General features: G+C 61.7%; 22 protein-coding genes. 15 read left to right on the top strand and 7 right to left on the bottom strand.

Going from position 1 to position 22,012, the window contains the following annotated elements:
• Window positions 1–165 precede the first annotated feature (165 nt).
• From CFII68_RS19810 to CFII68_RS19795, 4 genes are all read left to right on the top strand, one after another.
• Window positions 166–528 (top strand): ArsC family reductase, encoded by a 363-nt coding sequence (locus CFII68_RS19810; protein ID WP_014336784.1) that lies wholly within the window; start codon window positions 166–168, stop codon window positions 526–528.
• A gap of 32 nt (window positions 529–560) precedes the next feature.
• Window positions 561–1,595 carry a 2,3,4,5-tetrahydropyridine-2,6-dicarboxylate N-succinyltransferase gene (dapD, locus tag CFII68_RS19805; protein WP_003198211.1) on the top strand — a complete coding sequence of 345 codons (1,035 nt, stop codon included), beginning with the start codon at window positions 561–563 and terminating at the stop codon, window positions 1,593–1,595.
• A gap of 179 nt (window positions 1,596–1,774) precedes the next feature.
• The gene (locus CFII68_RS19800; protein WP_018603745.1) at window positions 1,775–2,980 is read left to right on the top strand and encodes an aminotransferase class V-fold PLP-dependent enzyme; all 1,206 of its coding nucleotides are present in this window, start codon (window positions 1,775–1,777) and stop codon (window positions 2,978–2,980) included.
• Complete coding sequence (locus CFII68_RS19795; RefSeq protein ID WP_018603747.1) at window positions 2,977–3,381, top strand: SufE family protein; 405 nt, start codon at window positions 2,977–2,979, stop codon at window positions 3,379–3,381. The genes CFII68_RS19800 and CFII68_RS19795 overlap by 4 nt, the downstream gene beginning before the upstream one ends.
• Before the next feature lie 143 nt (window positions 3,382–3,524).
• Here CFII68_RS19795 and tcdA read toward each other — a convergent pair whose 3' ends face one another.
• Entirely contained in the window at window positions 3,525–4,337 is an 813-nt protein-coding gene (tcdA, locus tag CFII68_RS19790; protein WP_018603749.1) for a tRNA cyclic N6-threonylcarbamoyladenosine(37) synthase TcdA, read from the bottom strand.
• Window positions 4,338–4,685: 348 nt separating this feature from the next.
• Between tcdA and CFII68_RS19785 the strand changes: the two genes are divergently transcribed.
• The 4 genes from CFII68_RS19785 (at window position 4,686) to CFII68_RS19770 (ending at window position 8,304) form a co-directional block, all read left to right on the top strand.
• The gene (locus CFII68_RS19785) at window positions 4,686–5,648 is read left to right on the top strand and encodes an IS110 family transposase (protein WP_018603751.1); all 963 of its coding nucleotides are present in this window, start codon (window positions 4,686–4,688) and stop codon (window positions 5,646–5,648) included.
• Between the two features lie 235 nt (window positions 5,649–5,883).
• Window positions 5,884–7,035, top strand: a complete 1,152-nt coding sequence (dapE, locus tag CFII68_RS19780) for a succinyl-diaminopimelate desuccinylase (RefSeq protein ID WP_018603753.1) — start codon at window positions 5,884–5,886, stop codon at window positions 7,033–7,035.
• Window positions 7,035–7,844, top strand: a complete 810-nt coding sequence (locus tag CFII68_RS19775; RefSeq protein ID WP_014336779.1) for a putative RNA methyltransferase — start codon at window positions 7,035–7,037, stop codon at window positions 7,842–7,844. Before dapE ends, CFII68_RS19775 begins: the two co-directional genes overlap by 1 nt.
• 82 nt (window positions 7,845–7,926) lie before the next feature.
• Entirely contained in the window at window positions 7,927–8,304 is a 378-nt protein-coding gene (locus CFII68_RS19770; RefSeq protein WP_018603755.1) for a hypothetical protein, read from the top strand.
• Window positions 8,305–8,466: 162 nt separating this feature from the next.
• On the opposite strand, the gene CFII68_RS19765 is transcribed toward CFII68_RS19770, so the two are convergent.
• Window positions 8,467–8,676 (bottom strand): cold-shock protein, encoded by a 210-nt coding sequence (locus CFII68_RS19765; RefSeq protein ID WP_018603757.1) that lies wholly within the window; start codon window positions 8,674–8,676, stop codon window positions 8,467–8,469.
• 226 nt (window positions 8,677–8,902) lie between these two features.
• On the opposite strand from CFII68_RS19765, the gene plsB reads away from it, so the two are divergent.
• From plsB to CFII68_RS19745, 5 genes are all read left to right on the top strand, one after another.
• Complete coding sequence (plsB, locus tag CFII68_RS19760) at window positions 8,903–11,401, top strand: glycerol-3-phosphate 1-O-acyltransferase PlsB (RefSeq protein ID WP_018603759.1); 2,499 nt, start codon at window positions 8,903–8,905, stop codon at window positions 11,399–11,401.
• Between the two features lie 187 nt (window positions 11,402–11,588).
• Entirely contained in the window at window positions 11,589–11,936 is a 348-nt protein-coding gene (locus tag CFII68_RS19755) for a hypothetical protein (protein WP_018603760.1), read from the top strand.
• 114 nt (window positions 11,937–12,050) lie between these two features.
• Entirely contained in the window at window positions 12,051–12,383 is a 333-nt protein-coding gene (locus CFII68_RS0125850) for a YbaY family lipoprotein (RefSeq protein ID WP_018603762.1), read from the top strand.
• 183 nt (window positions 12,384–12,566) lie between these two features.
• The gene (locus tag CFII68_RS19750; RefSeq protein WP_018603764.1) at window positions 12,567–12,971 is read left to right on the top strand and encodes a YbaY family lipoprotein; all 405 of its coding nucleotides are present in this window, start codon (window positions 12,567–12,569) and stop codon (window positions 12,969–12,971) included.
• A 32-nt stretch (window positions 12,972–13,003) separates the two neighbouring features.
• Window positions 13,004–13,693 (top strand): DUF4197 domain-containing protein, encoded by a 690-nt coding sequence (locus tag CFII68_RS19745; RefSeq protein WP_018603766.1) that lies wholly within the window; start codon window positions 13,004–13,006, stop codon window positions 13,691–13,693.
• A 170-nt stretch (window positions 13,694–13,863) separates the two neighbouring features.
• Here CFII68_RS19745 and CFII68_RS19740 read toward each other — a convergent pair whose 3' ends face one another.
• The gene (locus tag CFII68_RS19740; RefSeq protein ID WP_018603768.1) at window positions 13,864–16,929 is read right to left on the bottom strand and encodes an efflux RND transporter permease subunit; all 3,066 of its coding nucleotides are present in this window, start codon (window positions 16,927–16,929) and stop codon (window positions 13,864–13,866) included.
• Between the two features lie 6 nt (window positions 16,930–16,935).
• Window positions 16,936–18,036, bottom strand: coding sequence for an efflux RND transporter periplasmic adaptor subunit (locus CFII68_RS19735; protein WP_018603770.1), 1,101 nt, complete (start codon window positions 18,034–18,036; stop codon window positions 16,936–16,938).
• A 94-nt stretch (window positions 18,037–18,130) separates the two neighbouring features.
• Here CFII68_RS19735 and CFII68_RS19730 point away from each other — a divergent pair, with 94 nt between their 5' ends.
• Window positions 18,131–18,766: a TetR/AcrR family transcriptional regulator gene (locus CFII68_RS19730; RefSeq protein ID WP_018603772.1), complete on the top strand. Its 636-nt coding sequence runs from the start codon at window positions 18,131–18,133 to the stop codon at window positions 18,764–18,766.
• A 193-nt stretch (window positions 18,767–18,959) separates the two neighbouring features.
• On the opposite strand, the gene CFII68_RS19725 is transcribed toward CFII68_RS19730, so the two are convergent.
• Window positions 18,960–19,742, bottom strand: a complete 783-nt coding sequence (locus tag CFII68_RS19725) for a class I SAM-dependent methyltransferase (RefSeq protein ID WP_018603774.1) — start codon at window positions 19,740–19,742, stop codon at window positions 18,960–18,962.
• 108 nt (window positions 19,743–19,850) lie between these two features.
• On the opposite strand from CFII68_RS19725, the gene CFII68_RS0125855 reads away from it, so the two are divergent.
• Window positions 19,851–20,471, top strand: a complete 621-nt coding sequence (locus tag CFII68_RS0125855; RefSeq protein ID WP_033062506.1) for a hypothetical protein — start codon at window positions 19,851–19,853, stop codon at window positions 20,469–20,471.
• A 1-nt stretch (window position 20,472) separates the two neighbouring features.
• Here CFII68_RS0125855 and CFII68_RS19720 read toward each other — a convergent pair whose 3' ends face one another.
• Together CFII68_RS19720 and CFII68_RS19715 are read right to left on the bottom strand one after the other, a co-directional pair.
• A complete protein-coding gene (locus tag CFII68_RS19720; protein WP_033062507.1) occupies window positions 20,473–21,171 on the bottom strand; it encodes an extensin family protein in 699 nt (232 codons plus the stop codon).
• Window positions 21,172–21,187: 16 nt separating this feature from the next.
• Complete coding sequence (locus tag CFII68_RS19715; protein WP_018603778.1) at window positions 21,188–22,009, bottom strand: oxaloacetate decarboxylase; 822 nt, start codon at window positions 22,007–22,009, stop codon at window positions 21,188–21,190.
• Window positions 22,010–22,012 lie beyond the last annotated feature (3 nt).

The following is a 22,012-nucleotide window of genomic DNA, read 5'->3' on the forward strand; positions in this document are numbered from 1 at the left end:
TTGTACGCAAAAGTGCTGGGTTTACCCGTGCTGTGTGGTCACCTCTTTCCTGTCGGTTCCGCCTTGTCCGATCCGTCGCGACAGTCAAGGCACTGAAAGGAACGACGTGGCATAATCGTCCGCTGATTTTCAGGACGATACCGGGAACGTTTTGGGGGAGCATTCATGCCCAAGGAAAACAAGCACTTACAGCTTTTCGGCATCAAAGCCTGCGATACGATGAAAAAAGCGCGTACCTGGCTCGATGAGCACGCGGTGCGCTATGACTTTCACGATTACAAAACTGCTGGCATCGACCGTGAGCACCTGACCCAATGGTGCAACGAGCATGGCTGGCAAGTGGTGTTGAACCGTGCCGGTACGACCTTTCGCAAACTCGACGACGAACGCAAAGCCGATCTCGACCAGCCGAAAGCCATCGAACTGATGCTCGCCCAACCCTCGATGATCAAGCGCCCGGTGCTTGACCTCGGTGACCGAACCCTGATTGGCTTCAAGCCAGATATTTATGCGGCAGAGATCAAGTAAGCCTGCCCAGTCCATTTTGTAGAGGTAATTTCATGTCCACTACCCTGTTCAGCCTGGCCTTCGGTGTCGGCACTCAAAACCGTCAAGGCGCCTGGCTTGAAGTGTTCTACGCACAGCCGCTGCTCAACCCGTCGGCTGACATCGTCGCAGCCATCGCGCCAATCCTTGGCTACAGCGAAGGCAACCAGGCCATCACTTTCACCACCGCCCAGGCCTCGCAACTGGCAGAAGCCCTCAAGGGCGTCGATGCCGCGCAAGCCGCGCTGCTGACCCGCCTGGCCGAAAGCCACAAGCCGCTGGTCGCCACGCTGCTGGCCGAAGACGCCCAACTGTCTTCCACACCTGAGGCTTACCTCAAGCTGCACCTGCTGTCCCATCGCCTGGTCAAGCCTCATGGCCTGAACCTGGCCGGCATCTTCCCTCTGCTGCCGAACGTGGCCTGGACCAGCCAGGGCGCGATCGACTTGAGCGAACTGGCCGAGCACCAGCTCGAAGCCCGCCTGCGTGGCGAGTTGCTGGAAGTGTTCTCGGTGGACAAGTTCCCGAAAATGACCGACTACGTGGTCCCGGCCGGCGTGCGTATCGCCGATGCCGCGCGGGTCCGCCTGGGCGCCTACGTGGGCGAAGGCACCACCGTGATGCACGAAGGTTTCGTCAACTTCAACGCCGGCACCGAAGGCCCGGGCATGATCGAAGGCCGTGTTTCGGCGGGCGTATTCGTCGGCAAGGGTTCGGACCTGGGCGGCGGTTGCTCGACCATGGGCACCCTGTCGGGCGGCGGCAACATCGTGATCAAGGTCGGCGAAGGCTGCCTGATCGGCGCCAACGCCGGCATCGGCATCCCGCTGGGCGACCGCAACACCGTGGAGTCGGGCCTGTACGTGACCGCTGGCACCAAAGTGAAGCTGCTGGACGAAAACAACCAACTGGTCAAAGTGGTCAAGGCCCGCGACCTGGCCGGCCAGCCCGACCTGTTGTTCCGCCGCAATTCCGAGACCGGCGCGGTGGAATGCAAGACGCATAAATCGGCCATCGAGCTGAACGAAGCACTGCACGCCCACAACTAAGCCGCTTCACACCCCACCTGTGGGAGCGAGCTTTTTTTGTGGGAGCAAAGCTTGCTCGCGATGAACGATGACGCGGTCTCACCGTAAACCGTGTCGCTGCCATCGCGAGCAAGCTTTGCTCCCACAAAAAAAAGCCCGCCCTCACAGGGGCCGGCGTACCTCCAGCAGGGCCCGAAAGCATGTTGATCCAATCCCCCTGGCGTGCCGATTTCCCGGCCATCGCCGCCCTGCAACGGCAAGGCCAGACCTACCTGGACAGCGCCGCCACCACGCAAAAACCCCAAGCCCTGTTGGACGCCCTGACGCATTACTACGCCAATGGCGCAGCCAACGTGCACCGGGCGCAACATTTGCCGGGCGCCCATGCCACCCAGGCGTTCGAGGACAGCCGCCTCAAGGTTTCGCAATGGCTCAATGCCGGAAACTGCGGGCAAGTGGTCTTCACCCACGGTGCCACTTCGGCGCTGAACCTACTGGCCTACGGGCTGGAGCATCTATTCAACCCGGGTGACGAGATCGTCATCAGCGCCCTGGAACACCACGCCAACCTGCTGCCGTGGCAGCAACTGGCCGAGCGCCGTTCGTTGACCCTGGTGGTGCTGCCACTGGATGCCGACGGGGTGATCGACCCTGGCGCCGCCGCCGAACGGATCGGCCCGCGTACGCGCTTGCTGGCGGTGAGCCAGTTATCCAATGTGCTCGGCGCCTGGCAGCCGGTGCCGGCCCTGCTGGCACTGGCCAAGGCCCAGGGCGCACTGACGGTGATCGACGGCGCCCAAGGTGTGGTCCATGGCCGCCACGACGTGGCGGCGCTGGGCTGCGACTTCTACGTATTTTCCAGCCACAAGCTCTACGGCCCCGACGGCCTGGGCGTGCTGTTTGGCCGTACCGAAGCCCTCGGCAACCTGCGCCATTGGCAGTTCGGCGGCGAAATGGTGCAACAGGCCGATTACCACAGCGCCAGCTTCCGCCCCGCGCCGCTGGGTTTCGAAGCGGGCACGCCACCGATTGCCAGCGTGATCGGCCTGGGGGCGACCCTGGATTACCTGTCCGACCTCGACCCGCAGGCGATCATTGAGCATGAGGCAGCGCTGCATGACTACCTGCTCCATGGCCTGTTGGCCCGCAACGGCGTTCGCCTGGTGGGCAACCCGCGCCTGGCCCTGGTCAGCTTCGTGGTCGACGGCATCCACAACGCCGACCTGGCGCACCTGCTGACCGAGCAAGGCATCGCCGTGCGCGCCGGGCATCACTGCGCGATGCCGCTATTCAAACATTTGAAGCTGTCCGGGGCGATTCGGGTGTCGCTGGCGCTGTACAACGACTCCGCCGATCTCGAACGTTTCTTCGAGGCCCTGGACCAGGCCCTGGAGATGCTCCGATGAACCTGCCCGCCGAGGCCGCCACAGCGCTGCAGATTTTCCAGGAAGCCTCGGGCTGGGAACAACGCGCCCGGCTGCTGATGCAATGGGGCGAGCGCCTGCCGCCTCTGAGCGACGAGGACAAGTGCGAGGCCAACCTCGTCCACGGCTGTGAAAGTCAGGTGTGGTTAGTGGGTCAGTTGCACGACGGGCACTGGCAGTTTTGTGCCAGCAGTGATGCGCGGTTGATCCGTGGGTTGGTGGCGTTGCTGCTGGCGCGGGTCAACGGTTTGTCCGCCGCTGAACTACAACAGGTGGACTTGCCGGACTGGTTCAATCAGTTGGGATTGTCGCGGCAGTTGTCGCCGTCGCGTAGCAATGGCTTGAATGCGGTGCTACAGCGGATGCGCGAATTGACGCAATAATTGTGGCGAGGGGATTTATCCCCGTTGGGCTGCGAAGCAGCCCCTCTAAAGCTGTGACCTCAATCCTCTTGGCATACTGAGTTGCCTGGTTTGGGGGCCGCTTCGCAGCCCAGCGGGGATAAATCCCCTCGCCACAAGAGCGGTCACTGTTCGGGCTTGACCCTGTCCGCCGGCCGCCGCACGCCCGCCACGATCTTATCCACAGCCTTGGTCGCCGCGACCATGCCGAACGTCGCCGTGACCATCATCACCGCGCCGAACCCACCGGCGCAGTCGAGCTTGACACCGTCGCCGACAAAACTCTTCTGCAAGCAAATGCTGCCGTCCGGTTTCGGGTAGCGCAGTTGTTCGGTGGAGAACACGCAAGGCACGCTGTAGTGGCGGGTCACGGTGCGGGAGAAACCGTAGTCGCGGCGCAAGGTGGAGCGCACCTTGGAGGCCAGCGGATCGTTGAACGTACGGTTCAAGTCGCAGACCTGGATCAGCGTCGGGTCGATCTGCCCGCCCGCGCCGCCGGTGGTGATGATCTGGATCTTGCGGCGCTTGCACCAGGCAATCAGCGCAGCCTTGGCGTTGACGCTGTCGATGCAGTCGATCACACAGTCGATGTTCGGCGTGATGTACTCGGCCATGGTGTCGCGGGTGACAAAGTCGGCCACCGCGTGCACGGTGCAGTCGGGGTTGATCCCACGCAGCCGCTCGGCCATGACCTCGACCTTGGGCTTGCCGACGGTACTGTCCAGGGCGTGCAACTGGCGGTTGGCGTTGCTCACGCAGACATCGTCCAGGTCGAACAGCGAGATCTCGCCCACGCCGCAACGGGCGATGGCTTCCGCCGCCCAGGAACCAACACCGCCGACGCCGACAATCGCTACATGGGCCGCCCGCAGGCGCTCCAAGCCTTCGATGCCATACAAGCGGGCGATACCGGCAAACCGTGGATCTTCTGTACTCATGACCATTACCCCAAAAACCGGCGCGCATTATAGGGCTTTGTCTCGGCAATTTAAGCAAAACCTCTGTGGGAGCGAGCCTGCTCGCGATAGCGTCAGTTCAGTCAATATAAATGCCGGCTGATCCACCGCTATCGCGAGCAGGCTCGCTTGTATGTTTAGACTTGAAGGGGTGGGCGGGACTAAAAGCTCGATTCCGACTCTAGCCAGTACGGACCGTGGGAGACTTCTCGTCCCGCCCTTTCTACCCAAAGCGCCAATAAGGAATTCATCGGTAAACCGACGATAGAGACAAGCCAGCGCAAAGGTAGACCCCAACAAGCACCTAAACCCTAGCTCCGAGGATTCGTCATGACAATCCTTACCTCGCAGACGGTTGTTGGTATCGATATAGCCAAGGCCGAAATTGTTGTTTATCGCTCTGATCTGCAAACCATCGACACTATCAAGAATGATCGAACAGCCCTCAAGCGCTGGCTAAAAACGTTGCCCGCCCAAAGCGCTCTTGCCGTTGAAGCCACCAATATCTATCACCTGGATACCGTCGAGCTGGCTCACGCGATGGGTCATCAGGTCTATGTCGTGGATGCTTACCGGGTGAGCAACTATCGTCGCGGCATCGGCCAAAGAGCTAAGAACGATCCTTGTGATGCCCGTCTGCTGGCGCGGTATTTGACCAATGAACAGCACGAGCTGCGGCTCTGGAACCCGCCACCGAAGGCCTACACGACATTAAAAAGCCTGCTTCATCGGCGCGCGACGCTGGTCAAGAATCACGCTGGTCTTATGTTGAGCTGGGCCGACGAACCCTTGTTAAAAAAAGCGCTGATTGCTCAGCAAAAAGCGTTCAAAGAGGCGATTCAGGCCATCCAGAAGTTGCTACAAAAAGTCAGCAAAGAGTCGGGGATTGAGGCGAATATCGACCGCTGCAAAGCCATCGAAGGCGTTGGTGAGCTGGTCGCAACTGGGTTGGCGACGAGTTTTATGCGAGGTGATTTTGCGGACAGCGATGCATTTATCGCGTTTTTAGGGATGGACCTGCGGGTCGATGATTCTGGAAAAAAGAATGGTCCCCGGTACCTGAGCAAAAAGGGGGATCCAGAAATACGCCGCTTAGCTCATATCGCTGCAATGACGGCATGTCGCTCGCCTAGATGGAAACCGTTTTATGAGTCGTACCTGGTCAGAGGCTTCTCAAAAACCCAGGCATTGGTGGTGCTTGCTCGCAAGCTCTGCCGGGTGGCATTTGCCTTGATGAAAAATCAGAGCGAGTACCAGCCAAAGCCTATGTTGCAGGGTTGCCCTGCAACATAGAATCTCCCACAGTTTTTGTGTTCCACCGGTCCCGCGCCAGGGGCCCATGGTGGTCGTTTTGCTATAAGATAACCGCCATTTTGTAAGCCTCGACCGAATACAATCCAACGGTCGAACTCAGGACCTGTGGGAGCGGGCTTGCTCGCGAAGCTTTTAGCGTCAGTGATGACGCCTTCGCGAGCAAGCCCGCTCCCACATGGACTGTGATCTCCTTTCCAGCTTTCCGGAGTTTTCCATGACGGCCCACGCCGACCTCTCGCCGACCCTGCAACTCGCCTGCGACCTGATCCGCCGTCCGTCCGTGACGCCGGTGGATGCCGATTGCCAGAAACTGATGATGCAGCGCCTGGGCAACGCGGGCTTTACGCTCGAGCCGATGCGCATCGAGGATGTGGATAACTTCTGGGCCAGCCATGGCAAGCATGACGGTCCGGTGCTGTGCTTCGCCGGGCACACCGACGTGGTGCCGACCGGTCCGGTGCAGGCCTGGCAGCTCGACCCGTTCGATGCGGTCATCGACGAACAGGGCATGCTCTGCGGCCGTGGCGCGGCGGACATGAAAGGCAGCCTGGCGGCGATGGTCGTGGCGGCCGAACGGTTCGTCGCCGACTACCCGGACCACAAGGGTTCGCTGACCTTCCTGATCACCAGCGACGAAGAAGGCCCGGCCCACCACGGCACCAAAGCTGTGATCGAGCGCCTCAAGGCCCGCCAGGAGCGACTGGACTGGTGCATCGTCGGCGAGCCGTCGAGCACCACGCTGGTGGGCGATGTGGTCAAGAATGGCCGACGCGGGTCCCTCGGCGCGAAGTTGACCGTGCGCGGCAAGCAAGGCCACGTGGCTTATCCACACCTGGCGAAGAACCCGATCCACCTGGCCGCGCCCGCCTTGGCCGAACTGGCCGACGAGCATTGGGACCATGGCAACGACTTCTTCCCGCCGACCAGTTTCCAGATCTCCAACCTCAATTCCGGCACCGGCGCGACCAACGTGATCCCCGGTGACCTGGTGGCGGTGTTCAACTTCCGCTTTTCCACTGAATCCACCGTCGAAGGCCTGCAACAGCGCGTTGCCGATATCCTCGACAAGCATCAGCTGGATTGGCACATCGACTGGGCGCTGTCCGGCCTGCCGTTCCTCACCGAACCCGGTGCGCTGCTCGACGCCGTATCGTCGAGCATCAAGGACGTCACCGGGCGCGAGACCCAGGCGTCCACCAGCGGCGGCACGTCCGACGGTCGCTTCATCGCCACCATGGGCACGCAAGTGGTGGAACTGGGGCCGGTCAACGCGACCATCCACCAGGTCAACGAACGCGTGCTGGCCGCCGATCTCGATGTGCTGACCGAGATCTACTACAAGACGCTGATCAAGTTGCTCGCCTGATGCTCGCCTGCCCGATCTGCAGTGAACCGCTGAACGCGGTGGACAACGGTGTCGTGTGCCCGGCCGGCCACCGCTTCGACCGCGCGCGGCAGGGTTACCTGAACCTGCTGCCGGTGCAGCACAAGAACAGCCGCGACCCCGGCGACAACCAGGCGATGGTCGAAGCCCGCCGCGACTTCCTCAACGCCGGGCACTATGCCCCGGTCGCCCGGCGCCTGGCCGAACTGGCCGCCGAACGCGCGCCTGGGCGTTGGCTGGACATTGGCTGTGGCGAGGGCTACTACACCGCGCAGATCGCCGAGGCGTTGCCCCAGGCCGATGGCTATGCCTTGGACATTTCCCGCGAGGCGGTCAAGCGCGCCTGCAAACGCAACCCGCAGCTGACCTGGTTGATCGCCAGCATGGCCCGGGTGCCGCTGGCGGACGGCTGCTGCCAGTTCCTGGCCAGCGTGTTCAGTCCGCTGGACTGGCAGGAGGCCAAGCGCTTGCTCAGCCCCGGCGGCGGCCTGATGAAAGTCGGCCCCACCGCCGGCCACCTGATGGAATTGCGCGAGCGCCTGTACGACGAAGTGCGCGAATACACCGACGACAAGCACCTGGCCCTGGTGCCGCCGGGCATGGTGCTGGATCACAGCGAAACCCTCGAATTCAAGCTGACCCTCGACAGTGGCCAGGACCGCGCCAACCTGCTGGCCATGACGCCCCACGGCTGGCGCGCCAGTGCCGAACGCCGGGCCAGCGTGATCGAGCAGGCCGAGCCGTTCCAGGTCACGGTGTCGATGCGCTACGATTATTTCGTTCTTCAATAACCTTTTGATTCCGGTCCCGGGCAACCGCTCGGGCCCCGTTAAATCCGCGAATGGATTTTTCAAGACCGCAGCGAGGACATCCATGCGCCAACCCGATATCGAGATTTACCTCAAAGACGCCGACGTCGACCACAAGGCTATCGCCACCTGGCTCGGCCAGGCCCTGGGCCCGTGCAGCGACTGGGTGCAGAAAGGCCAGACCTACAAGTGCAAGGCCGGCAATATCCCAGTGACCTGGCTGCCCAAGGCCGTGGGCAAATGGAACAGCCTGTACCTGGAAAGTGACCAGACCCCGTGGGAAGACGACATCGCCTGCGCCCGCGCCGCCTTCGCCGCACTGAACGTCGAAGTGCGCTGCGCGCCTGGGTCATGGGTCGAGGAAGAAGGCGAGGAATCGGCGGATCGCTGGATTCGCATCAGCGCCGATGGGGAAGAAGAGATTACCTGGAAGACGGCGTGACGCCAGTCTCAGGTGCAGCCTAGCTCCAAAGGTGGGAGCACTGTGGGAGCAAAGCTTGCTCGCGATGGCTGAAGTACATTCAACATTGGTGCAAGCCGACCGGGCGCTATCGCGAGCAAGCTTTGCTCCCACAGGGCATCTACTATGGCTTCAAGAGTGGGGTTACAACCCCACCACATCCTCAGCCTGCAAGCCTTTCTGCCCTTCCACCACCGCGTACTCGACCTGCTGGCCTTCGCTCAGTGAACGGTGGCCTTCACCGCGGATGGCGCGGTAATGCACGAACACATCCGCCCCGCCTTCACGCTGGATGAAGCCGTAGCCCTTCGCGTCGTTGAACCACTTCACACTGCCGGTTTCCCGTGCTGCCATGATGCTCACTCCCACTTCTTATTTTTAAGTCGGCTTTTCGAGGGAAAGCCGTACGAACGTTAGCTGCCGTCCAGCCGTCCATAAGGGAGGCCATGGCAGTCACTGGCCGAGTATATGACAGACACAAAAACTCTCAACTGACTTTACTTCGGTGCTTTTTTGCCGATTTTCGGCGAATCCGGCACACTGGCGCCCGCCCCATCCCATTCACTCATGCAGAAGCCGTATGACCCGCTCCCCGTTCCGCCGTCTTGTGTTTGGCACCCTGCGCCGACTGTTGTATCTCTGGGTTCGCTCCGAGACGATCAACCAGTCGTCCTTCACCCTCAACCTCGACCGCAGTCGTCCGGTGTTCTACGTCCTGCAAGATCCTTCGCTCACTGACCTGGCGGTGCTCGACACCGAATGCACCAAGGCCGGCCTGCCCCGTCCGGTGCTGCCGGTCTCGGTGGGCAACCTGCTGGAGCCGGCGGCGTTTTTCTACCTGACGCCAGCGCCGGACTGGATCGGCCGCCAGGACAAGCGCGGTGCGCCGCCTACCCTGACGCGGCTGGTCAACGCCCTGACCCACAATGCCGCCGAAGACGCCCAGATCATCCCGGTCAGCGTGTTCTGGGGGCAGTCGCCCGACAGCGAATCCAGCCCCTGGAAACTGTTGTTCGCCGACAGTTGGGCCGTCACCGGGCGCCTGCGTCGCCTGTTGAGCATCATGATCCTGGGGCGCAAGACCCGCGTGCAGTTCTCCGCGCCGATCCACCTGCGCGAGCTGATCGAACACGACAAGGGCCACGAGCGTACCGTGCGCATGGCCCAGCGGATCCTGCGGGTGCACTTCCGCAATCTGAAAGCAGCGGTCATCGGCCCCGACATCTCCCACCGACGCAACCTGGTCAAGGGCCTGTTGAACCAGCCGCTGGTCAAGCAGGCGATTGCCGAGCAAGCCGAGCGGGAAAAGATCTCCGCCGAAAAAGCCAAGGCCCAGGCCCTGCGCTACGGCAACGAGATCGCCTCGGACTATACCTACACCGCGATCCGTTTCCTGGAAGTGGTGCTGAGCTGGTTCTGGAACAAGATCTACGACGGCATCAAGGTCAACCACATCGAAGGCGTGCAGAAGGTCGCCCAAGGCCACGAAGTCATCTACGTGCCGTGCCACCGCAGCCATATCGACTACCTGCTGCTGTCGTACCTGCTGTTTCGCAACGGCCTGACGCCGCCGCACATCGCCGCCGGCATCAACCTCAACATGCCAGTGATCGGCGGCCTGCTGCGCCGTGGCGGGGCGTTCTTCATGCGCCGCACCTTCAAGGGCAACCCGCTCTACACCGCCGTGTTCAACGAATACCTGCACACGCTGTTCACCAAAGGCTTTCCGGTGGAGTACTTCGTCGAGGGCGGGCGTTCGCGCACCGGGCGCATGCTGCAACCCAAGACCGGCATGCTCGCCATCACCCTGCGCAGCTTCCTGCGTTCCTCGCGCATGCCCATCGTGTTCGTGCCGGTCTACATCGGTTATGAGCGCGTACTGGAAGGCCGCACCTACCTGGGCGAACTGCGCGGGGCCAGTAAGAAAAAAGAATCGATCTTCGACATCTTCAAGGTCATCGGCGCCCTCAAGCAACGCTTCGGCCAGGTGGCGGTGAACTTCGGCGAACCGATCAAGCTGACGGAATTCCTCGACGCCGAACAGCCGGATTGGCGCCAACAGGAACTGGGCCCGCAATTCAAACCGGCCTGGCTCAACGCGACCACCCACCGCTTGGGCGAGCGCGTGGCCCGGCACCTGAACGAAGCCGCGGCGATCAACCCGGTCAACCTCGTCGCCCTGGCGCTGCTGTCCACCAGCCGCCTGGCCCTGGACGACCGCGCCATGGCCCGGGTGCTCGACCTGTACCTGGCGTTGCTGCGCAAGGTCCCGTACTCGCCCCACACCACCCTGCCCGAAGGCGATGGCCGGGCGCTGATCGAACATGTAAAAGGCATGGACCTGCTGTCGGAACAGAGCGATGCCCTGGGCAAGATTCTGTACCTGGATGAGCAGAACGCGGTACTGATGACCTACTACCGCAACAACGTCCTGCACATCTTCGCCCTGCCGGCGTTGCTGGCGAGCTTCTTCCAGAGCAGCTCGCGCATGAGCCGCGAGCAGATCCTGCGCTACACCCATGCGTTGTACCCATACCTGCAATCGGAGCTGTTCATTCGCTGGTCGCTGGAAGAACTGGATGGCGTGGTCGACCAGTGGCTCGAAGCGTTCGTCGAACAGGGCCTGCTGCGTTTCGAAAATGACCTGTACCTGCGCCCGGCGCCGAGTTCGCGGCACTTCGTGCTGCTGACCCTGCTGTCAAAAAGCATCGCCCAGACCTTGCAGCGCTTCTACATGACCGTCTCGCTGCTGCTCAACAGCGGCCAGAACACCATCAGCGCCGAAGAACTGGAAGACCTCTGCACCGTCATGGCCCAGCGCCTGTCGATCCTGCATGGCCTGAATGCGCCGGAGTTCTTCGACAAGAGCCTGTTCCGCCACTTCATCCAGACCATGCTCGACCTCGATGTGCTGCGCCGCGACGAGACCGGCAAGCTCAGCTACCACGAGCTGCTGGGCGAACTGGCCGAAGGCGCGGCCAAGCGGGTGCTGCCAGCGGAAATTCGCCTGTCGATCCGCCAGGTGGCGCTGCATCGCAGTGAAGATGCCGCGGACGTCGCCATCAGCCCCGACAGCTGAAGGTTGTCGATCACTCACCGAGGAACATGGAACAGTTCCGGTGAGTTTGATCGGGCAGCCAGCGAGTATTCCGACGCTGCCGAGCGGCTAAAGCGACGTCAAACGAAGAAAAGACCTACAGAGAACTCTTGAGCAGGCCTCTAGGATGGGCTCACGTCAATGTCGACGTACTGAAAAGGAATTCAGCATGAGCCTACACACCATTACAGCATCCATTCACCTGCCTGACGGCTATGAACTGCCTGAAAGCGGTGGTACTCACATCAGCTTCACAACACCGCATACCTCCGGTGGCAGTGGCTCCAACCAAATACCTAAAATGCCATGGATCGTCAGCCTGACCGTTGATGGCGATGTTGCCACCAAAGGGGAAGAGTTTTCGCTGAACGTGCAAATCAATGGCCCGACCCCAGTATTTCTTGATACCCCACACACCTTCATCTGGAATGGTGGTGATCAGGAAGTTGATGTCAATCTGACCCTTGCGCCCGTGTCGAACACCGAAAACACTCAGCCACTCTCGTTTGGTTCCTGAGTCCGCAACGTTCAATTGGATATGAGGCAGCGCCTCCAATCTCTTCGACGCCAGCATGTTGCTGGTGTCATCCAGCGCCACTGACGGCAAAAAACTTAATATAAGGACATTACGATGAACCACTACTACCTTTCTTGCATCGCCCACTACCTGGAAAAAATCGGCCTGGCTCCCAACTCGACTCTCTATGCGTCCCTTGAAGACATCAGTGTCGCCGACGCGCCGGCTGAAACCGTTGCGACTTGCGTGATTAACAACGCCGAAACCGCAGGCCTGGCCTTCGAACTCCGAGTGCCGAAATCGGCTGTCATCGAAAATCATACCTATGTGGTCAGGGCGCGTATCGAAACGGAAGGGGAACTGCGCTTTACCACTAAAATGGATCATACCGTCGACCCTCGCGGCAATTACTTTAAGGCGATCGAGATACTGATGTCTTCGGTTTAATACCTATGCTCCATAAACCCACCTATCAAGAATAGGCAACGTGTTTGGCGTTTGAGTTTCACCCATCGAGGGGTGGAAGAATCGTCTGGGCGGTGACGCTTCGGCTGGATTTTTACCTCTCGATGCTCCAGATTCGCTTTGGCGCCCACACGTTGCCAGGTCAAAGCAAAAAGGAACTTCCAAATGAAAAAACTCGTTCTGCTCGCATTCTTTTCCTTACTGGCCGCATGCCAATCAGCAACGCCACCCGCCGCCTCCGTCGCGAGCCTCGATGGCGAAGTGTTCTATCTGCAACGCATCGCCCTGCCGCCCAATGCTACCTTGAGCGTGAGCCTGCAGGACGTCTCCCTGGCCGACGCCCCGGCGGTGGTGCTCGATGAGCAGAGCGGCCCGATCAAAGGCCAGGTCCCGCTGCCGTTCCACCTCAGTTATGATCCAGCCCAGGTCAAGCCCGGCCATCGTTATGCCGTGAGCGCCCGCATCGAAGTGGACGGCCAGTTGATGTTCATCACCACTGAACAACACGCCGTGCAACTCGATGGCAAGGATCCGCAGCCGTTGAAGATCCGCGTCAACGCCGCACGCTGATTCCTTTTTCCAACTTTTTCAAGGACGCCATCATGCTTCGCTCAACCCTCCGTTTCACCGGCCTGTGCGCAGGCCTGCTGATCTGCGCCAATGCCATGGCCCTGTCCCTGGGCGACCTGTCGCAAAAAGACGCCACGGGCGGTCTCAAGGACGCCTTGACCCAAGGCGCGCAGGTAGCGGTCAAGCAACTGGGTACCCCCGGCGGCTTCAGCAACAACCCGGATGTGAAGATCGAACTGCCAGGCAAGCTGGGCAAAGTCGCCAGCAAGATGAAAGCCTTCGGCATGGGTGATCAGGTCGATCAACTGGAAACCAGCATGAACCAGGCCGCCGAAGCTGCGGTGGTCCAGGCCCAGCCGATCCTGGTCAATGCCGTGAAGAACATGAGCGTGGACGATGCCAAGGGCATTCTCAGCGGCGGCCAAGACTCCGCCACGCAATACTTGAACAAGAGCAGCCGCGAGCAGATCCGCGCCAAGTTCCTGCCGATCGTCAAGCAAGCCACCGACAAGGTCGGCCTGGCGCAGAAATACAATGCTTTCGCCGGCCAGGCCGCGACCTTCGGCGTGCTGGACGCCAAAAGCTCCAACATCGAAAACTACGTGACCGAGCAGGCGCTGGACGGGTTGTTCGAGATGATCGGCAAGCAGGAAGCCACCATTCGCCAGAACCCGGCGGCTGCGGCGACCAGTTTGGCGAAGAAAGTCTTCGGCACCCTCTGATCTGGGTTTTCAATCCAGCTTCTTGACTGACTGTCACACCCTCTTCGCGAGCAAGCCCGCTCCCACATTCGACCGTATTCCCATGGAGGAACGCGGTTGACTGTGGGAGCGGGCTTGCTCGCGAAGGCGGCCGCACATTCAACAGAGAATGTGACTGAAACCCGCGGTTATCAGGTTTTCTTGACCCTGAACCACGCCGCATACAACGCCGGCAGGAACAACAGCGTCAACGCCGTCGCCACGATCAAGCCGCCCATGATCGCCACCGCCATCGGGCCGAAGAACAGGCTGCGCGACAGCGGGATCATCGCCAGCACCGCCGCCAGTGCGGTGAGCACAATCGGACGGAAGCGGCGTACCGTCGCTTCAATGATCGCCTGCCAGGGCGCCAACCCCGCCTTGATGTCCTGTTCGATCTGATCCACCAGGATCACCGAGTTGCGCATGATCATCCCCGACAGCGCGATCGTGCCGAGCATGGCGACGAAACCAAACGGCTGGCGGAACATCAACAGGAACAGCGTGACACCGATCAACCCCAGCGGCGCGGTGAGAAACACCATGGCCGTGCGGGAGAAACTGCGCAGTTGCAGCATCAGCAAGGTCAACACCACCACGATGAACAGCGGCACACCGGCGTTCACCGATTTCTGGCCGCGGGCCGAATCCTCTACCGTACCGCCCACCTCCAGCAGGTAACCATCCGGCAGTTGCGCACGAATCGGCTCCAGGGTCGGGAAGATCTGCTGCACCAGGGTCGCCGGTTGTTCCTTGCCGTAGATATCGGCCCGTACGGTCACGCTCGGCAGGCGGTTGCGGTGCCAGATCACGCCCTCTTCGAAGCCGTACTCCAGGGTTGCGATCTGCGACAGGGCCACGCTCTTGCCGTTGTCAGTCGGCACCGCCAGGCTCGGCAGCAACGACAACTCGGTGCGCTCATGCAGCGTGCCGCGCAGCAGGATCTCGATCAGTTCGTTGTCTTCCCGATACTGGCTGACGCTGGAGCCGGTGAGGGAACTGCGCAGGAAACTCGCCAGGTTGGCAGTGCTCACGCCCAGGGCTCGGGCACGGTCCTGATCGACGTTCAGGTACACCACCTTGCTCGGCTCTTCCCAGTCCAGGTGCACATTGGTCACGTAAGGGTTTTCGCGAACTTTCGTCGCCACTTTGCGCGCCAGGGCGCGAACCTTTTCGATGTGCTCGCCCGTGACGCGGAACTGCACCGGATAACCGACCGGCGGGCCGTTTTCCAGGCGCGTGACCCGCGAGCGCAGGGTCGGGAACTGTTCGTTCAGGGTACTGATCAACCAACTGCGCAGGGGTTCGCGGTCTTCGATGGTCTTGGCCAGCACCACGAACTGGGCGAAGCTGGACGCCGGCAATTGTTGATCCAGCGGCAAGTAGAAACGCGGCGAACCGGTGCCCACGTACGCCACGTAGTTGTCGATGCCGGCATGGTCCTTGAGCAGCGCTTCAAGGCGCTTGACCTGCTCGGCGGTGTTGCTCAGGGAAGCGCCTTCCTGCAGCTTCAGGTCGACCATCAGCTCCAGCCGCCCCGATGCCGGGAAGAACTGCTGCGGCACGAAACGGAACAACACCACCGAGCCGATAAACAACAGCACGGTCAAGGTGATGACGGTTTTGCGGCGACGCACGCACCACTCCACCATCCGCCGGACACGCTGATAGAACGGCGTGCCGTACGGGTCGGTCTGGCCGTCAGCCGTGCCATGTTTGGCCGCGTGAATTTTCGCCAGGTCCGGCAGGAGCTTTTCCCCCAGGTACGGCACAAACACCACCGCAGCCACCCAGGACGCCACCAATGCCAGGGTCACGACCTGGAAAATCGAACGGGTGTATTCGCCAGTACCCGATTGCGCAGTGGCGATGGGCAGGAAGCCGGCCGCGGTGATCAACGTACCGGTGAGCATCGGGAACGCCGTGCTGGTCCACGCAAAGCTGGCGGCCTTGATCCGGTCGAAACCCTGCTCCATCTTGATCGCCATCATCTCCACGGCGATGATCGCATCGTCCACCAGCAGCCCCAGCGCCAATACCAGCGCGCCGAGGGAAATCTTGTGCAGGCCGATCCCCAGGTAATACATCGCGGCGAACGTCATCGCCAACACCAGCGGGATCGCCAGGGCCACCACCATCCCGGTGCGCAGTCCCAGGGAGAAGAAGCTCACCAGCAACACAATCGTCAGCGCTTCCACCAGCACCTGGACGAACTCACCCACCCCGGTCTTCACCGCCGCCGGCTGGTCCGACACCTTGCGCAATTGCATGCCGGCCGGGAGCGTGTCCTGGATACGGGCAAAATCGACCTCAAGGGCCTTGCCCAGCACCAAGATGTCACCGCCGTCCTTCATGGCCACGGCCAGGCCGATGGCGTCTTCGCCCATGAAACGCATGCGTGGCGCCGGTGGATCGTTGAAGCCACGGCGCACATCGGCCACATCACTGATACGGAACGTACGATCGGCGACCCGGATCGGGAAGTTGCGGATCTCTTCCACGGTCTGGAAATTCCCGGAAACCCGGAGCTGCAATCGCTCGCTGCCGGTTTCGAAGAAGCCGGCGGTCGATACGGCGTTCTGTTCTTCCAGGGCCTGCTGGACCGCCGCCAAGGGCAGGCCAAGGGTCGCCAGCTTCACGTTCGACAGCTCGATCCAGATCTTCTCGTCCTGCAAACCGAGCAGTTCGACCTTGCCCACGTCCTTGACCCGTTGCAGCTGGATCTGGACGCGGTCGGCGTAGTCCTTGAGCACGGCGTAGTCGAAACCATCGCCGGTCAGCGCGTAGATATTGCCGAAGGTGGTGCCGAATTCATCGTTGAAAAATGGCCCTTGGATACCCGGCGGCAAGGTGTGGTGGATGTCGCTGATCTTCTTGCGGATCTGGTACCACAGCTCGGGAATCTGCGCCGAATGCAGGGAGTCGCGTGCCATGAAGGTCACTTGGGACTCGCCCGGCCGGGAGAACGAGACGATCCTTTCGTAATCGCCGGTTTCCATGAGCTTCTTTTCGATGCGCTCAGTAACCTGCCGCGAGACTTCCTCGGCCGTGGCGCCCGGCCAGTTGGTGCTGATGACCATGGCCTTGAAGGTGAACGGCGGGTCTTCGCTCTGGCCAAGCTTGGTGTAGGAAAGCGCGCCAACGATGGCCAGCAACAGCATCAGGAACAGTACGATCTGGCGGTTGCGCAACGCCCATTCGGAAAGATTGAAACCCATCGGGGATTACTCCTTGGCCGTCAGGTTGACCACGCGGTTGGAGCGATCCACCGGCCGCACCTGCTGGCCGTCGAGGAGCACATGCACACCGGCCGCCACCACCCAATCATCGGGGCTGAGGCCTTCCAGCACCGGAACGGTCTTTTCGCCGAAGGCGCCGACCCGCACCGGGACTTTTTTCAGGGTGTTGTTGGCGTTGAGCACCCAGACATACGTCGCGCCGTTTTCAGCCGTCAGGGCCGACAACGGCACCGACAGCGGCACCTTGTCGGCGGTCTGGATAAACACCTGCGCGCTCTGGCCCAGCTCGGCCGGAACACTGCCGGCGGTGAAGGCCACGCGGGCGGCGAAGGTGCGGGACTTGGGGTCGGCGGCTGGCGACAGTTCGCGAATGCGCCCGCTGAAACGCTGGTCGGGCTGGCTCCACAGCTCGACCGAAACCGGCTGGCCGATCTTGAACCGGCCAAAACCCTGTTCCGGCAGGCTGATCAGCACTTCACGCTCACCATCGGTGGCCAGGGTGAAGACGGTTTGCCCGGCTGACACCACCTGCCCGACTTCTACCGAACGCCGAGCGACGACGCCATCCTGGGGCGCACGCAGCACCGAATAGCTGGCCTGGTTGTTGGCGACATCGAACTCGGCCTTGATCTGCTTGAGCCGCGCGGTGCCGGAGCGGTAAAGGTTTTCGGCGTTGTCGTACTGGGAGCGGCTGACCATCTGCCGTTCCATCAAGGTCTTGTAGCGGTCACGCTCGGCGCGGACCAGGTTCAGGTTGGCCTCGGCGGCGGCAACCTGGGCACGGGTTGCTTCCAATTGCAGGCGCACATCTTCGGGATCGAGTTCGGCCAGCGGTTGATTGGCCTTGACCCGCTGGCCCTCTTCGACCAGCCGTCGGCTCACCTTGCCGCCAATGCGAAAGGCCAGGTCGGGCTCGAATCGGGCTCGTACTTCGCCGGGATAACTGTCCATCGCCTGGGCCGAAGGCTCTGGATTGACCACCATGACCGGGCGCACGGCGACGGGCACCGGCTCGTCATGACCGCACGCAGACAATAAAAAAGCCAAGGCGACTGGCACGGCGAGGGGCAGGGCATAGCGGAACATGGCGAGTGACCTTTCGCTAATGGTGCTTGGAATAATTATACTGGCGAGTATGTTATTAATAGCAAACTCACCAGTCCAGTATTAAAGCGAAGAAATGTCGAACAATCCTCCAACTCCCTCCGGCCCCGGCCGTCCCAAGGACCTGGCCAAGCGCCAGGCCATCCTCGACGCGGCGAAGCGCCTGTTCGTGAGCATGGGTTACGCCAGTACCAGCATGGACGCCGTCGCTACCGAGGCTGGAGTCTCGAAGCTGACGGTCTACAGTCACTTCAACGACAAGGAGACGCTGTTCTCCGCTGCCGTGATCGCCAAGTGCGAAGAACAGGTGCCGCCGCTGTTTTTCGAATGGCAGGACGGCGTTCCGATCGAGCACGTGCTGCTGAACATCGCCCGTGGTTTTCACCAGCTCATCAGCAGCGAGGAGTCGGTGAACCTGCATCGGGTGATCATGGCCCTGGGTAGCCAGGATCCGAAACTCTCGGCGATTTTCTTCGAAGCCGGCCCGCAGCGGATGCTCTCAGGCATGGAACGCCTGCTGACCAAGGTCAACCAGAGCGGAGCCCTGTGCATCGACAAACCGCGCAATGCCGCTGAGCATTTTTTCTGCCTGATCAAGGGCGCGGCGAACTTCCGCCTGTTGTATGGCTGCGGCGCGCCACTGGAACCTGCTGCAGCCGAGGCCCATGTGCAGGAAGTGGTGGGGTTGTTTGTGCGGGCTTATCGGCCTTAGGCCGCCACAGTTTTTTCTGACTGAGATGGACCTGTAGGAGCAAAGCTTTCTCTGACTGAGGTGGACCTGTGGGAGCAAAGCTTGCTCGCGATGGCGGCGGCGCGATCTCTCAGAAGACCGCGTCATCGTTCATCGCGAGCAAGCTTTGCTCCCACAGATCATTCTCCTCCCCCAGAACACCTTTTCCCACAGTTCAGGGCTTGAGCGCTTTCTTGGGGTAGATGTCGTAGCGACTGGATTTACCATCGAGCCCATGGCTCGGCTTCGGCCCTTCGATGCACGGGGCCTTGCGCGGGCGCTTGACCACCACCCGGTGGGTCGCCAGGGCCAGGGCCGCAGCAAGCAGCGCCGGGGCGTCCGGGTCATCGCCCACCAGAGGGCGGAACAGGCGCATTTCCTTCTTCACCAGGGCGGTTTTCTCTCGATGGGGAAACATCGGGTCCAGGTAGATCACCTGGGGCGGCTCGCCTTCCCAGTTGCGCATCACCTCGATGGAGTTGCCCTTGAGCAAACGCATGCGCGCCACGATCGGCGCCACGTCGAAGTCCTCCGCCGCGCGGGCCAGACCATCCTCCAGCAGGGCTCCAATCAGCGGTTGACGCTCGATCAGGCTCATTTCGCAGCCCAGGCTGGCCAGCACAAACGCATCCTTGCCCAACCCGGCCGTGGCATCCAGCACCCGCGGACGCACACCTTGGGCAATGCCGACCGCCTTGGCGATCATCTGGCCGCTGCCGCCACCGTACAAACGCCGATGGGCCGCACCGCCTTCGACGAAGTCCACCCGCACCGGCCCTGGCGCGTCCGGGCCCAGTTGCTGCAACTGCAGCCCCTGCTCGCCGACCTGCAAGGCAAACTCGCCATCGTCCACTTGCAAAGGCAGGCCAAGCCGCTCAGCCCAGTGCTCGGCCTGCGGTTGGAAGGCCGGGGCCAGGGCCTCGACATGGATGCGGCAGGCCGCGGGTTGCTCACTCATGGAAGTTGTTCATTCTTGGAAACATGCTCAAAAAATTAAGGATCGGCAAAAACGGCCGATAACAACGGTGAACGGCATTTTGCCAGAGCTGAGCGTCGACCGAGAAAAATGTCAGACATTCAATCCACATCGATAGGCGTTATCTCCCCTTACGGCGATTACAGCCTGCGTAACACCCAAGCGCTGAGCGGCGTCAGTCACCTGTGGCAGGATTTTTTTGCCCGGGCCCTGGCCGATCAACTGGGTGATAACGCACCGGCACCTGGCAGCTACCAGCCAGTGGCCCTTGATGAAGCGGTTGAACCGACCCTCGGCGCCGAACTGCTGGAACACATCGTCAGCCAGCGCACCTGCGAAGTGACCGAAACCCCGGTCAAGCCGCCTGAGCCGCTGTTCCTGCCCATCGCCGAATTCGAACTCGACCTGCTGGACAAGCCCTTCCCGCCCTTCCCAGCCGAAGAAATCGCGGCCCAGCAAAAACAGCAGACCTTCGAAAGCAACTGGATTCGCCCACTCGTCCTCACCGCCGGCCAACCGCTGCCGGAACCCGGCCCGGCACCGCAACCGCGCCCACTGCACCTGCCAATCGCCGAGTTCGAACTCGACCTGCTGGACAAGCCGTTCCCACCCTTCCCGGAAGAGGAATTGGTGGCGCAGCAGAAACAACTGGATTTCGACACCCGCTGGGCACGTCCGATCGTGCTGCAGAACCTGCGTATCGCCGCTTAAATCAACGACAGATCCACCATGGCCCCACGTCCAGATGAAAATGGTTGCGGTGCGCCGCGTTGTAATCCGGGCTCAAGACCACACTGAACATATCGCAGGCGCCGTCGCGGGCCTGACGCAGAAACCGCGCATCGGCATCGTCCTTGGGCCAGTCCTTGAGCACGCTGACCGTGCGGCCATCGGCCAGGCGAAACCCAGCGATGTCCAACGCACTGGCGGTGGCATGCTGGCTGCGCGCCCCGCTCTCACGGCCATACATGTTGCGACAGGCGAAACTGCCGAGATGATCGACCCGCGTCACTTTCTGCCCGTAGACCGCCATTGCCGCCGGCTGCAACCCATGGCGCTCGAACAACGCAAAGGCCACGGCCAGTGGGCAACTGGCGAGGAAACTGCTGCTCAGCGCCACTTCACCACCCTGCACCCTCAGCACATTGGTCAGCGGGCACGTCGAATTGGCGCCGCTGTCCGCCTGGCGGGCGGTGCGCAGCCCCGAGGTGGCGAGGGCCTGGTCGCACAGCTGTGGGTCATTGCGCAGGGCCATGAGCTTGAAGCGGGTCAGCAGGTTGGGCGCAAGGTTGACGTCCAGGGGCGCCCAGGGATTCCATTGGGGCGGCAGCACCACCCAACCACGCCATACCCCCAGCACTGCAACGCCAACGAGCAGTGCCACTACCGCAAGAACTTTCAAAAACCGCACGACGTTGCCTCGGGCCTCAACCCTTGAATAATTGATTGGCCTGCTTGAACGGCATCGAGCGGCGCGTGAAGGTGAACGTGCCTTTTTGCTGGATTTCCTCGGCGGCGCGGAAGAACTCGCCATACGCCGCCAGGGCCAACGCCGATCCGACGCTGATGCGCTTGACGCCCAACTCGCTCAACTGCGCCACCGTCAGGTCCAGCGCCCCGGACATCAGCACGTTCACCGGTTTCGGCGCCACGGCCTGTACCACCGCGAGCACTTGCTCGGCGCTGCTCAGCCCCGGGGCGTACAACACGTCGGCCCCCGCGTCTGCGAAGGCCTTCAAGCGGCGAATGGTGTCGTCCAGGTCTGGATTGCCATGCAGGAAGTTCTCCGCCCGGGCCGTCAGCAGGAAGGGATACGGCAAGCTGCGCACGGCCTCGGCGGCGGCCTTGACCCGCGCCACGGCATGGTCGAAGCAATAGATCGGGCTGTCTTCGCGCCCCGTGGCATCTTCGATTGAACCACCCACCGCACCGGCCCCCGCCGCACGGAGCAGATTACGCGCGCAATCGTCGGGGGCATCGGCAAAACCGTTCTCCAGGTCCACGGCCACGGGCAGGTTGGTGGCCGCCACAATCGCCCGCACATTGGCCAGCGTGTCCTCCAGGCCCAGCGCGCCATCGGGCCGGCCCAACGAAAAGGCGTGGCCGGCACTGGTGGTCGCCAGGGCTTCAAAACCGAGGCTGGCCAGCATCTTGGCCGAACCGGCATCCCACGGGTTGGGAATGACAAAAGCCCCTTCACGTTCGTGCAAGGCCTTGAACGCCTGGGCTCGACGAGTTTGCGCATCCATGTA

This window comes from Pseudomonas sp. CFII68 (assembly GCF_000416195.1).
Taxonomy (GTDB): Bacteria; Pseudomonadota; Gammaproteobacteria; order Pseudomonadales; family Pseudomonadaceae; genus Aquipseudomonas; species Aquipseudomonas kilonensis.

Bases quoted from the DNA above. Each gene is read 5' to 3' on its own strand.
- CFII68_RS19810 (WP_014336784.1), top strand. From the start codon at position 166: ATGCCCAAGGAAAACAAGCACTTACAGCTTTTCGGCATCAAAGCCTGC.
- dapD (WP_003198211.1), top strand. From the start codon at position 561: ATGTCCACTACCCTGTTCAGCCTGGCCTTCGGTGTCGGCACTCAAAAC.
- CFII68_RS19800 (WP_018603745.1), top strand. From the start codon at position 1,775: ATGTTGATCCAATCCCCCTGGCGTGCCGATTTCCCGGCCATCGCCGCC.
- CFII68_RS19795 (WP_018603747.1), top strand. From the start codon at position 2,977: ATGAACCTGCCCGCCGAGGCCGCCACAGCGCTGCAGATTTTCCAGGAA.
- tcdA (WP_018603749.1), bottom strand. From the start codon at position 4,337: ATGAGTACAGAAGATCCACGGTTTGCCGGTATCGCCCGCTTGTATGGC.
- CFII68_RS19785 (WP_018603751.1), top strand. From the start codon at position 4,686: ATGACAATCCTTACCTCGCAGACGGTTGTTGGTATCGATATAGCCAAG.
- dapE (WP_018603753.1), top strand. From the start codon at position 5,884: ATGACGGCCCACGCCGACCTCTCGCCGACCCTGCAACTCGCCTGCGAC.
- CFII68_RS19775 (WP_014336779.1), top strand. From the start codon at position 7,035: ATGCTCGCCTGCCCGATCTGCAGTGAACCGCTGAACGCGGTGGACAAC.
- CFII68_RS19770 (WP_018603755.1), top strand. From the start codon at position 7,927: ATGCGCCAACCCGATATCGAGATTTACCTCAAAGACGCCGACGTCGAC.
- CFII68_RS19765 (WP_018603757.1), bottom strand. From the start codon at position 8,676: ATGGCAGCACGGGAAACCGGCAGTGTGAAGTGGTTCAACGACGCGAAG.
- plsB (WP_018603759.1), top strand. From the start codon at position 8,903: ATGACCCGCTCCCCGTTCCGCCGTCTTGTGTTTGGCACCCTGCGCCGA.
- CFII68_RS19755 (WP_018603760.1), top strand. From the start codon at position 11,589: ATGAGCCTACACACCATTACAGCATCCATTCACCTGCCTGACGGCTAT.
- CFII68_RS0125850 (WP_018603762.1), top strand. From the start codon at position 12,051: ATGAACCACTACTACCTTTCTTGCATCGCCCACTACCTGGAAAAAATC.
- CFII68_RS19750 (WP_018603764.1), top strand. From the start codon at position 12,567: ATGAAAAAACTCGTTCTGCTCGCATTCTTTTCCTTACTGGCCGCATGC.
- CFII68_RS19745 (WP_018603766.1), top strand. From the start codon at position 13,004: ATGCTTCGCTCAACCCTCCGTTTCACCGGCCTGTGCGCAGGCCTGCTG.
- CFII68_RS19740 (WP_018603768.1), bottom strand. From the start codon at position 16,929: ATGGGTTTCAATCTTTCCGAATGGGCGTTGCGCAACCGCCAGATCGTA.
- CFII68_RS19735 (WP_018603770.1), bottom strand. From the start codon at position 18,036: ATGTTCCGCTATGCCCTGCCCCTCGCCGTGCCAGTCGCCTTGGCTTTT.
- CFII68_RS19730 (WP_018603772.1), top strand. From the start codon at position 18,131: ATGTCGAACAATCCTCCAACTCCCTCCGGCCCCGGCCGTCCCAAGGAC.
- CFII68_RS19725 (WP_018603774.1), bottom strand. From the start codon at position 19,742: ATGAGTGAGCAACCCGCGGCCTGCCGCATCCATGTCGAGGCCCTGGCC.
- CFII68_RS0125855 (WP_033062506.1), top strand. From the start codon at position 19,851: ATGTCAGACATTCAATCCACATCGATAGGCGTTATCTCCCCTTACGGC.
- CFII68_RS19715 (WP_018603778.1), bottom strand. From the start codon at position 22,009: ATGGATGCGCAAACTCGTCGAGCCCAGGCGTTCAAGGCCTTGCACGAA.